Here is a 9,029-nt window from a genome sequence, read left to right on the forward strand (position 1 = left end):
CGGCGGGGCCGGGTGTCGGGTGGGACCGCCCCGATGGGAGGGTCGACGGGATCGGATGTCGGAAAGGGGAACAATGCGGGTCGGCGTGCTTGGGGTCGGGCGGATCGGGGCGTTTCACGCCCGGGCGCTGGGTGGGATGGCGGAGGTCGAGCAGGTCGTGGTCGCGGACGCGGACCACGGGCGGGCCGAGGAGTTCGCCGCGCGGTCCGGGGCCGAGGCGGCCCGGTCGACCGAGGTGTACCGCCGGGTCGACGCGGTCGTGATCGCGGCACCGACGGCGGTGCACGTGGAGCTGCTGCGCCGGGCGGCGGACGCGCGGCTGCCGATCCTGTGCGAGAAGCCGATCGCGCTCGACCCGACGGTCGCGCGCGAGGCGGTCGAGTACGTACGGGCACGCGGGGCGGAGCTCCAGGTCGGTTTCCAGCGTCGGTTCGATCCGATGTACCTCGCCGCGCGCGAGGTGGTGCGCGCGGGCACGCTCGGCACGGTGACCCGGGTGCACGCGGTGAGCGTGGACCGCCGGCCGCCGCCGCCGGAGTTCGTGCCGACCTCGGGTGGCATCTACCGGGACACGCACATCCACGACTTCGACATCGTGCCGTGGGTCACCGGCCTGCCGATCGTGGAGGTGACCGCCATCGGCGCGAACCGCGGCGCGGCGGTCTTCCGCGAGCACGACGACGTCGACGTGTCGGCGGTGCTCTTCCGGCTCGCGGACGGCACCCTCGGCACGGCGCACGCGGGCCGCCGGCACGAGCCGGGATACGACGTACGCCTCGAACTGGCGGGCACACACGGCACGCACGCGTGCGGCGGCGTCACCGAGGGCGATTTCCTGACCCGCTTCGCCGACGCGTACCGCGCGGAACTCGCCGCCTTCGTCGCCCTGGCCGCCGGCCGCATCGACAACCCCTGCCCCGCTCCCGCCGCCCTCGCCGCCCAGGCCGTGGCCGAAGCCTGCGTGGTATCCCGCCGAGAAGGCCGCACGGTACGGGTCGAGTAGACGAGGAGGGCGCCGCCCGGCCTCGGTTCGAGCAGACGCCGACGTCCGCTGATCCGTCGCGCCGGTCGGCCGGGGCGGCACCGGCCACGCGCCGGGGCGACGCGGTGTGTGCGATTCCGGATCCGACGTACTGTCCGGGTAGCGACGCGGCGGGGGAGCGGAGCAGGCGTGTCCGAGGAAGCGGAACAGGAAAGAGGAAGAGGAGTGCCGTCCGTGTCGATGCCCGATGGGGAGACCCTTGCCTGGTTGCGTGAACTCGTGGGCGACGTCCCGGTCGAGCCCATGGGAGTGGGGGCCAACCGGCTCTACGCCGTTGGCGACCTGGTTCTGCGGGTGTTTCACCATGCCGAGCGGCTGGCCGCCGACCCGTGGTACCGGCCCGAGCAGGAGGCGCGGGTGTTGCGTCTGCTTGCCGATACCGCGGTGCCCGCACCGGAGTTGATCGCGGCTCGGTTGGTCGGTCCGGCCCCGGCGTTGCTGACCACGCGGCTGCCGGGCACGCCCGAGCCGCCGAGCGATCCGGCCGTACTGCTGTCGGGCGCGGCCGAGTTGTTGGCGACCGTGCACGCGGTGGATCCGGCCGCCGCCGATCCGGTGGCGTACGCGCCGTACTACGACCCCGCGGTCGACGGTGCGCGGACCGTGCCGACCTGGACCACGCGCCCGCACGTGTGGCAGCGGATGTTCGTCGCGCTGGCCGAGGAACCCCCGGACGCCGCACCGGGCTTCATCCACCGCGACTTCCACGCCGAGCAACTCCTGTGGCTGGACGAGCGGATCGTCGGCGTCGTGGACTGGACCACCGGGTGCGTCGGTCCGCGCGGCATCGACCTGGCGCGGTTTCGGCTCAATCTCGCACTGAGCCACGGGGTGGCCGTCGCGGAGGAGTTCCTGTCCGCGTACGCGAAGGCGTCCGGCCGGACCGAGGAGCACCATCCCTATTGGGATCTGCTCGACGCGGGCGACGCGCTGCTCGATTGGCCGGAGCCGAGGACCGGTCCGGAAATCGTCGAGTGGCAGCGCTTCGAGGCGTGGGTGGGGCGCGCGGTACGGACCCTGCCCAGGGGCTGACCCGGCCGGCGGGGCACGCGCGAGGGTCGGAGAACGCCGACGGGCGGTCGACGCGAGGTCGACCGCCCGTCCGCCGTGCGGCGAGCTCAGCCCACCGGCTCCTTCTGCCGCTCCGCCGCGGCGGCGCCCGCGCCCGGCTCCGACGTGTCCGCGCGCGCGGCCTGGGTGCGGGCGCGGTTCGGCAGGATCAGGCCGACCAGGATCGTGCCCGCGGCGAGCACGATCCCGCCGATCAGGCTGGTGTGCGCGACCGCCTGGGTGAACGCGTGGTCGGCGGCCTGGACCAGCGCGTGTGCCTGCTGCGGACCCGCGACCTGGCCGACCTGCTCGGCCGCGGCGAGCGCGCCGCCGATCGAGTCCTTCGCGACGTCCATCGCGGCCGGCGGCAGCTTGCCGTCGACGGCCTTGGTCAGTTCGGACTCGTACGAGGTGGCCAGCACCGAGCCCAGGATCGCGATGCCCAGTGCGCCGCCCAACTCGACCGCGGTGTCGTTGACGCCGCCGCCCGCACCCAGTTCGTTCTCCGGGAACGAACCCATGATCGCCTCGGTGCACGGCGACACGCTCAGCCCGATCGCGACGCCGAGCAGCAGCAACGGGGCCAGGAAGTCGCCGTAGCCGGAGCCGTCCGAGACGCGCGTCATCAGCAGCACGCCGATCGTGCCCAGCGCCATGCCGGTGGTCACCGTCACCCGCATGCCCAGCCGCGGGGTGAGTTGCCCGGTGGCGATCGCGCCCAGGCACACCGCACCGGCCAACGGCAGCAGCCGCACGCCGGTCTCCAGTGGCGTGTAGCCGAGCACGAACTGCAGGTGCTGGGTGAGGAAGTAGATCGCGCCGAAGGTGCCCAGGAAGAACAGCAGTACGGCGAGCATCGAGCCGGAGAACACCCGCTCGCCGAACTTGCGCAGGTCGAAGATCGGGCGCGGGTGCCGCAGTTCCCAGGCGACGAACGCGGCCAGCCCGAGGACGAACACGACCAGCGCGGTCACCGGACCCGTGCCCCAGCCGAAGTGCGGACCCTCGATGATCGCGTACACCAACGAGCCCAGCGTCGCGATCGACAGCGCGCCGCCGACCAGGTCGAGTCGGCCGTAGTCGTGCGCCTTCGACGGCGGGACCACGAACAGTGCGGCGATCACGGCGATCAGCGCGATCGGCACGTTGATCAGGAACGTGGAACCCCACGCGTGGCTCTCCAACAACCACCCTGCCAACAGCGGGCCGAGCGCGATCGCCAGGCCCGAGGTCGCCGTCCACGCGGTGATCGCCTTGGCCCGCTCGCTGCGCGGGAAGGAGGCGACCAGCAGGGACAACGTCGCGGGCATGATCACCGCGGCCCCCAGACCCATCACCGCGCGGGCGATGATCACGCCCGAGGTCGAGTCCACCAGCGAGCCGCCGACCGAGCCGGCCGCGAAGATCACCAGGCCGGTGATCAGCGCGCCGCGCCGGCTGTACTTGTCGCCGATCGCGCCCAGGATCAGCATCAACGCCGCGTACGGCACGGTGTAGGCGTCGATCACCCATTGCAGGTCGCGGCCGGACAGGCCCAGGTCGCGGGTCATGTCGGGAGCGGCCACGATCAGCGACGTGTTGGCCATGACGATGATCAGCAGGCTCAGGCAGAGCACGCCCAGGGCCCACCAACGGCGTGAGTACGGCCGGTCCATCCGGTCGACCGGCGTGGTGGCGAATACGGACATCGGAACGCCTTTCGGAGCAGGCGGCCGGCGCAGCCGCAGTAATTGCACAACGATGTGCAACTTAGTTGATTGCACATCAGTGTGCAAATATGCTGGAACGAGTCGGGTCAATCGGGTGATTCGCCCACTTGTCGCAGGGTTCGGTGCCACCGGGAGCGGATTTCTGAGAGGCTCCGGGTCACCCCGGGAAGGAATGCGCGATGCAGACGAAATCGGGAGCCGAACAGGCTCCGGCCGAGGCCGGCCACGCGGAGGCGGGCGCCGCGCCGCCGCGCCGGCGCCACGCGCAGTCCAATCGGGAGCGCATCCTGGCGGTGGCCCGGACCGAGCTGATCCGGGACGCGGACGCGTCGATGGACGACATCGCGCGGGCGGCGGGTGTGGTGCGGCGCACCGTCTACGGCCACTTCCCCAGCCGGGAGGCGCTGGTCGCCGGACTGGCCGAGGAGGCGCGGCGGGACATCCTGGGCGCGGTCGAGGGCGCCAAGCGGGACGGGGACTCGCCCGAGGAGGCGGTGGCCCGCTTCGATCTCGCCGCCTGGCGCGGCGGCGATCGATATCGGCTGCTGATCAGCTTCGCCCAGCGCAATCTGGGCGACGGCGGGATCCCGGCGATGCTGGCTCCGGTACGGGACCGCTCGATCGAACTGATCGCCTCGGGGCAGCGCAGCGGTGTGTTCGCCGACTACCTGCCGGCGCCGGTGCTGGCGTTGGCGCTGGAGGGGATGTGCGTGGCACTGCTCCAGGCGGTGAACGAGGACGTGCGGGTGACCGCCGTGGACCAGGCGGTGGCCTCGCTGGTGGCGCTGGGCGTGCCGGCCGCCCGGGCGATCGAGGTGGTCACCCGGGTTGCCGCCTCGGACGAGGCCGAGGCCGAGGCGGCGCGCTGATCATCGCGAGGTCGCCGTCCCGGCCGGCCCGGTGAAGTCGGTGATCAGGGCCGGCAGCTCGCGCATGGACTTGAACACGGTGGTGCCCGGCCCCTCCAGCAGGTGCGTGGCGATCAGGTCCGTCGCGTAGGCGAACGAACGCATGCCGGCCGCGCGGGCCGCGAGCAGGCCGTTGACGCTGTCCTCGACCACGACGCACTGCTCCGGGGCCACCCCCATCCGGGCCGCGGCGTGCAGGAACACGTCGGGCGCGGGCTTGCCGTGGGCGACCTCGCTCGCGCTGAAGATCCGACCGGCGAACCGGTCGTGGAGGCCGGTGCGGCCCAGGGTGTGCGCCATCTTGTCGTGACTGCCGCTGGAGGCCACACAGGTGGGCAGGCCGAGGTCGGCGAGTGTGTCCACCGCGTACTCGATGCCGTCGACCGGACTCAGCGCGCGATCCACCTCGATCCGGGCTAGGCGCTCGAAGCCGCGTGTCCACTCGGCGGCGGTGTCCGCCCCGGCGCGCTCCGCGATCTGCTCCGCGATCGACACCGAGGAACGACCCACGAACCGCTCGATCACGTCGGCCGGGGTGAGCGGCCAGCCGTGCTCGGCGCCCAACGCCACGTGCACGCGGATCGCGATCGGCTCGCTGTCCACCAGGACGCCGTCGCAGTCGAAGATGACGAGTCGAACAGGGTTGATCATGAAGGGAGCGTAGAGCGGCACCCCGTCCGCGAGCGGTGCGGGTGGCAGGAGCGAATTCGGGCGGAGTTCCCGTGAAGATTTACTGGATTCTGTCAAGGTAATCCGGCATGGTCGGCGCATGCCTCAGCACACACCAGTCGCCTTCGTCACCGGAGCCAGCCGCGGTATCGGCCGTTGTGGAGCCATCGCCCTGGCCCGAGCCGGCTACGACGTGGTACTCACCGCCCGCACCGTGCGCGAGGGGGAGGGCCGGGGCGGGCCCACCTCGTCCACGGCGGATCCCACCACGTTCGCGATCCCCGGCAGCCTGGAGACGACCGCCGCGCAGATCGAGGCGCTGGGCCGGCGGGCGCTGCCGATCCGGATGGACCTGATGGACCGGGGCTCGATCCTCGACGCCTGCGACACGGCCCTGGACGCGTGGGGCCGGGTCGACCTGCTCTTCAACAACGCCATCCACCAGGGCCCCGGCGCGATGGATCGTATCCTCGACCTGCCGATCGAAGCCGCGCAGAACCTGCTCGTGGGCAACTACCTGCACCAACTCGTGCTGATCCAACGGCTGTTGCCGCACCTGCTCGAACAGCCGCGCAGCCACGTCGTGAACATGACCTCGGGCTCGGCCCGACTGAATCCGCCCGGGCCGGCGGGCGCGGGCGGCTGGGGCGTCGGCTACGCCGCGTCCAAGGCCGCGTTCGGGCGGGTCGCCGGCGTCCTGCACGCGGAGTATCGCGAGCGCGGGCTGCGCGCGTTCAACGTCGACCCCGGCTTCGTGCTCACCGAGTCGCAGAAGGCCCGCGGCTCCAGCGGCCACCTCCAGGCCAGCTTCACCGCGGCCACGCCCGACATCCCCGGCGAGATCGTCGGCTGGCTCGCCACCGCCGCCGACGCCGATCGCTACGCGGGCGAAACGGTGTTCGCGCAGCGGGTCTGGAAGGAACTGCACCCGGCGGACGCGTGAGCGTCGCGCCCGATCGCGTCGTCGCACCCGCCCGGGCCGGCCCCGGCGGGTGGCATCGGCGTCGATAGGGTCGCCCGATGGCCACCGTCGTCGAACTGATCCGCTATCCGATCAAGGGCTGTGCCGGCACGCCGTGCGATCGGGCGCTGCTGACCCCCGCCGGGCTCGCGCACGACCGCGCCTTCATGGTGGTCGACGCGGACGGCGTCTTCCGCAGCCAGCGCCGCGATCCGCGACTGGCGCCGATCCGCCCGGAGATCGACGCCGCCGGCGAACGCCTCACCCTGCACCGACCGGGCGCCGACCCGGTGACCATCGACGTGGACACCACCGGCCCGCGGCGCGACGTGCGGCTGTTCGACAGCGCCTTCCGGGGCATCGACCAGGGCGACGCGGCCGCCGACTGGCTCTCGCACGCACTCGGCGCGGACAGCCGACTGGTCCGGGTGCCGCCGGAGCACGAACGGGTGACCGACGGCGCGATCCCGGGCACCGCCGGCTACGCGGACAGCTCGCCGCTCCACGTGCTCTCGCGCACCTCGCTCGCCCTGCTCGACGCGCGCCTGGCCGAGCGCGGCGAGGCGCCGTTGCCGATGACCCGCTTCCGGCCGAACGTCGTGGTCGAGGGCTGGGTCGAGCCGCACACCGAGGACCGGGTCCGCCGCTGCACGGTCGGCGAGGCCGAACTCGGCTACGCCAAGCTCGCGATCCGTTGCGCGGTCACCATGGTGGACCAGGAGACCGGTGCCAAGGCGGGTCCGGAGCCGCTGCGCACCTTCGCCGACTACCGGCGCGCGCCCCGGGGCGGGGTGGCCTTCGGCGGCAAGTTCGCCGTGCTGCGCCCCGGCAGGTTGGCGGTCGGCGACGAACTCGTCGTCACCGAGTGGGGTCCGGCCGAGCTGTAGCGCCGCGGGCGGTGGTGTCCGGGCGGGTGGGCAGGAGCACGACGCCGATGAAGCGGGTGGGGCTCGGGGCCTCGTTGCGATAGCTGTGCGGGCGGTCGGCGGCGAAGCGGGCGGCGGCGCCCGCGGGGACCAGGACGGGTTCGCCGGCCACTTCCAGGGTGAGGGTGCCGTCGAGGACGGTGACCAGCTCGCGCACCCCCGCGCCGTGCGCCGCACTGACGTGCGCGTCGCCGGGAGCCAGCGTCCAGCGCCACAGTTCGGCCGAGACCGGCGGGTCGCTGCCGATCAACAGGTCGCCGTGGCCGCCGTGTTCGCCCTGCCACAAGCGGGTGCCCGCGCCCGCCGGGGCCACCTCGACGAGCGGCGCGGGGGCCCGGTCGACCAGGCCGGTCAGGGGCAGGCCGAGCGCGTCGGCGATCCGGGCCAGGGTGAGCACACCCGGGTTGCCGCGGCCCTGTTCGACGCCCACGAGCGCGCCCTTGCTCAGGCCGCTGCGTGTCGCGAGCGCCTCCAGGGACCAGCCGCGCGCGGTGCGGGCGGCTCGCACGTTGGTCGCGATCGCGCGACTGACCGCGGTTTGACCGGGATCGGCCGACGGGTCATTATTCTGCTCCATGCGGTTCACTGTAGTGGACCGTGGCCCGATCGGGCCGCCGGCTCGCGGAGGAGAATCCGAACGTGCTCACGTCCATCACCATCGACCCGGCCGTGCACGCGCTGCGCCCCGACGCGGTTGTCCTGGCCCTGATCGCCACCGGCCTGCCGGGCGGTCCGAGCGACGAGGGCTCCCGCGCCGCGCTGGCCGAGGCGACCCGGTTCCTGCCCGAGACCCCGCCCGAGGAGCACCCGAACGTGGTCGCGTGGCGCGAGGCGTATCGGGCCTTCGGCGCCAAGCCGCAGCGCACCCGCTGCTCGGTGGAGGCGCTGATGCGGCGCGGCGGGCTGCCCGAGGTGAACCGGCTGGTCGACCTGTACAACGCGGTCTCGGTGCGGCACGTGCTGCCGGTCGGCGGCGAGGACCTGTCCCGCTACCGTGGCGCGGCCCGCCTGCTCCGCGCCGAGGGCACCGAGCCGTTCGAGGTCCTGGAGGCCGGGGTGCCCGCGATCGACCACCCCGTGCCGGGCGAGGTGGTGTGGTGCGACGACGAGGGCGTCACCTGCCGTCGGTGGAACTGGCGCCAGTGTGTGCGCACCCGGATCACCGAGGACACCACCGAGGCGCTGTTCCTGTTCGAGCGGCTGGCGCCGATGACGATGGACGCCCTGCACGAGGCGGGCGAGGACCTGACCCGGCGGCTGCGCGACCTGTCCCCGGCGGTGCGGATCGAGAGCCGGTTGATCGGCGCCTGAAGCCTTCAGCGAGGCAGCGGGCCGACGTACACCCAGGCGCCGTCGTGGCGGACGAAGCGGCTGTGTTCGCGCAGTGAGTCCCGGTGGCCGTGTTCGCGATGGCTCGCGACGAACTCGACGGTGCCCTCCTGATGAAACGGCCCGCCGCCGGTGCTCGCGAGCACCTCCAGACCCAGCCACCGGGTGTGCTCGTCCAAGTCGAGCCGCTCCGGCCGGGTGTCGGGATGCCAGGTGCGCAGCAGATAGGCCGCGTCGTGCACGACGAACGCGCTGTAGCGCGAGCGCATCAGCGCCTCGGCGGTGGGCGCGGGGGAGCCGGCGTGTCGGGCGCCGCAACACGCGCCGTAGGTGTCGGGCAGGCCGCAGGGGCACGGCGAGCCGGCGGTGACGGCCGGGCCGGCGTTCGATCGGGGGCGTGCGGTGCGTCGGGACATGCCCCGATTCTGGCCCAAC

Annotated in this window: 10 protein-coding genes; 6 read left to right on the forward strand and 4 right to left on the reverse strand. The window is 73.0% G+C overall.

The features are described 5' to 3' along the window. The first annotated feature begins 73 nt into the window (after nt 1–73). Together ACH4U8_RS45085 and ACH4U8_RS45090 are read left to right on the forward strand one after the other, a co-directional pair. On the forward strand, nt 74–1,003 hold the full coding sequence (locus ACH4U8_RS45085; RefSeq protein ID WP_395784469.1) for a Gfo/Idh/MocA family oxidoreductase: 930 nt from the start codon (nt 74–76) through the stop codon (nt 1,001–1,003). 219 nt (nt 1,004–1,222) lie between these two features. Further along, a complete protein-coding gene (locus tag ACH4U8_RS45090; RefSeq protein WP_395784517.1) occupies nt 1,223–2,074 on the forward strand; it encodes a phosphotransferase family protein in 852 nt (283 codons plus the stop codon). A gap of 86 nt (nt 2,075–2,160) precedes the next feature. On the opposite strand, the gene ACH4U8_RS45095 is transcribed toward ACH4U8_RS45090, so the two are convergent. Then, entirely contained in the window at nt 2,161–3,780 is a 1,620-nt protein-coding gene (locus ACH4U8_RS45095) for an MFS transporter (protein WP_395784471.1), read from the reverse strand. Nucleotides 3,781–3,980: 200 nt separating this feature from the next. On the opposite strand from ACH4U8_RS45095, the gene ACH4U8_RS45100 reads away from it, so the two are divergent. Beyond that, entirely contained in the window at nt 3,981–4,670 is a 690-nt protein-coding gene (locus tag ACH4U8_RS45100; protein WP_395784473.1) for a TetR/AcrR family transcriptional regulator, read from the forward strand. Here ACH4U8_RS45100 and ACH4U8_RS45105 read toward each other — a convergent pair whose 3' ends face one another. Further along, nucleotides 4,671–5,360 (reverse strand): HAD family hydrolase, encoded by a 690-nt coding sequence (locus ACH4U8_RS45105; protein ID WP_395784475.1) that lies wholly within the window; start codon nt 5,358–5,360, stop codon nt 4,671–4,673. 118 nt (nt 5,361–5,478) lie between these two features. Between ACH4U8_RS45105 and ACH4U8_RS45110 the strand changes: the two genes are divergently transcribed. Continuing rightward, nucleotides 5,479–6,321 carry an SDR family NAD(P)-dependent oxidoreductase gene (locus ACH4U8_RS45110; RefSeq protein WP_395784477.1) on the forward strand — a complete coding sequence of 281 codons (843 nt, stop codon included), beginning with the start codon at nt 5,479–5,481 and terminating at the stop codon, nt 6,319–6,321. Between the two features lie 77 nt (nt 6,322–6,398). Then, a complete protein-coding gene (locus ACH4U8_RS45115; RefSeq protein WP_395784479.1) occupies nt 6,399–7,226 on the forward strand; it encodes an MOSC domain-containing protein in 828 nt (275 codons plus the stop codon). Here the strand turns inward: ACH4U8_RS45115 and ACH4U8_RS45120 are convergent. Further along, nucleotides 7,198–7,842 carry a helix-turn-helix domain-containing protein gene (locus ACH4U8_RS45120; protein ID WP_395784481.1) on the reverse strand — a complete coding sequence of 215 codons (645 nt, stop codon included), beginning with the start codon at nt 7,840–7,842 and terminating at the stop codon, nt 7,198–7,200. The two genes, ACH4U8_RS45115 and ACH4U8_RS45120, sit on opposite strands and share 29 nt — an antisense overlap. Nucleotides 7,843–7,904: 62 nt before the next feature. On the opposite strand from ACH4U8_RS45120, the gene ACH4U8_RS45125 reads away from it, so the two are divergent. Continuing rightward, a complete protein-coding gene (locus tag ACH4U8_RS45125) occupies nt 7,905–8,576 on the forward strand; it encodes a B3/4 domain-containing protein (protein WP_395784483.1) in 672 nt (223 codons plus the stop codon). A 5-nt stretch (nt 8,577–8,581) separates the two neighbouring features. Here ACH4U8_RS45125 and ACH4U8_RS45130 read toward each other — a convergent pair whose 3' ends face one another. After that, nucleotides 8,582–9,010: a YchJ family protein gene (locus ACH4U8_RS45130; protein ID WP_395784485.1), complete on the reverse strand. Its 429-nt coding sequence runs from the start codon at nt 9,008–9,010 to the stop codon at nt 8,582–8,584. Nucleotides 9,011–9,029: the final 19 nt, after the last annotated feature.

Source organism: Embleya sp. NPDC020886, from assembly GCF_044333915.1.
In the GTDB taxonomy this organism is placed as follows: Bacteria; Actinomycetota; Actinomycetes; order Streptomycetales; family Streptomycetaceae; genus Embleya.